Annotated in this window: 2 protein-coding genes; both read right to left on the bottom strand. The window is 42.3% G+C overall.

The window, feature by feature from the left end:
* Positions 1 to 156: 156 nt before the first annotated feature.
* Positions 157 to 558, bottom strand: a complete 402-nt coding sequence (locus H595_RS0119635) for a hypothetical protein (protein ID WP_084153672.1) — start codon at positions 556 to 558, stop codon at positions 157 to 159.
* A 146-nt stretch (positions 559 to 704) separates the two neighbouring features.
* Positions 705 to 1085, bottom strand: a complete 381-nt coding sequence (locus tag H595_RS0119630; RefSeq protein WP_027672660.1) for a hypothetical protein — start codon at positions 1083 to 1085, stop codon at positions 705 to 707.
* Between the last annotated feature and the right edge of the window lie 464 nt (positions 1086 to 1549).

Here is a 1549-nt window from a genome sequence, read left to right as displayed (position 1 = left end):
GCAACACTCGATACGGGTGGTCAGTTACACCTTACCCGACAGGGACTTACACCCTGCAAGATGCATCAAGCTTTGCTTGACGCACTAACGCTCGCAGCACTCGCGAGCAACTTGTTGCGAGTCGGCGTCGCAGCCAGCGCTTTTTGCTGGCGTTTGTTATGCCTGACTCGGACCATCTCGATATTTAGATTTTTCAATGATTAAAGGGACTTGTGATGCGAACCACTCTCTTTCTTTGGCTCCAAATGTCGTTTTACGCCCATTTAACCTGTAGTGATAAACAATCGAACCTTGATGTTCTTTTATCGTGAGTTGATGTTTTCCGATATTATCTGTAACAACTAACTCGATCTGAGCACTTTCGGGTAAAAATAATAGTTCGGTTTCTTCAGCGTTAAAACGAATTTCTTCGTTTATAGCACGTGAAGAGGCCGTGATATGTAAATAGAAGTTTTCTTGATCTATTGTATGACGATATCCGGGCCACGTAATACATGCAGAAAGACCAAGGCTTAGGCAAGCTAAAATCACTAGCCGAAATTTAAGAAATATTGACATTTGCTTTCCCTGTTTCACTGTTGTTGTTCCTGAGACTAACGGTAATCGTTCAACCGGCATAACGCAAAGCACACGGGCGACGAGCCGCGCAGAGGGTTGGCGTCCCAGCGGCCGCAGGCCGCGAGTGATGCGTATTGTTAGCATTTTTATATGACAACACTGTAAACACCCACCCCGATAATTAAATACAGTGAAAGCAAAAACAATAAGGCGATACTACGCCCCGGAACAGCATGAATAAGCAAAGCAGGGTAAGAGGTAATATCATCTAACCTCGGGACAAAAAATTGCACACCTTCAAATTCTTTAAACTTCTTAACCGCTGGCTCTATGTATGCCAAAAACGCATACCAGTGCATTAATAGAAATGTTGACGCTCCCATTACTTCCATTAATGCGCTCAACTCCAAAGCCAGTACTATTTCCGGACCTGCCAAAAGCACAACTAAAAGACATGCGAGAATATGTATTGAGCCACCTTTTAGTTTGCTCAAGAAATTTTGAAAATAGCTCAATACTTCCCCCATGCTAACGCCCCGCGCATGCGCGCGTACTTGTGAACGTCGCAGGGGCCGCAGGCCCCGAATGACGCGGATTGTTAGCTTTGATTGCGTTTAAATGCATAATATTGTTTGAAAAAATATAGATATACACCAAGAACCACAGCTAATAGCAAGAAATACATATTGCCAAAGATAATACTATTTACGGCTAAAATGGATGAAATAAAAACTGCCCAGAAAAGTTTACGTGGCTTTGAGTATTCTACCTTTACAAAATATCCTTTTTTGAGCGCAAACATTTGTATGACAAGCAGTGCAACAATTACAACGAACACAAGAAATTGTGCATTTAGAAACGAAAAACTATCCATTACTTCTGTACTCCCTAAAAAGCTAACGAGCCTGTAGAAAAACCTGCTCAGAACACAGCATTTCCGCTCCGGCTATTCTGTTTATTATTTGTTACGAACTTTGCATGCTTTTGGTAG

The sequence above is a fragment of the Rheinheimera baltica DSM 14885 genome, assembly GCF_000425345.1.
Taxonomy (GTDB): Bacteria; Pseudomonadota; Gammaproteobacteria; order Enterobacterales; family Alteromonadaceae; genus Alishewanella; species Alishewanella baltica.
This window is presented reverse-complemented; position numbering and strand designations above follow the sequence as displayed.

Bases quoted from the DNA above. Each gene is read 5' to 3' on its own strand.
- H595_RS0119635 (WP_084153672.1), bottom strand. From the start codon at position 558: ATGTCAATATTTCTTAAATTTCGGCTAGTGATTTTAGCTTGCCTAAGC.
- H595_RS0119630 (WP_027672660.1), bottom strand. From the start codon at position 1,085: ATGGGGGAAGTATTGAGCTATTTTCAAAATTTCTTGAGCAAACTAAAA.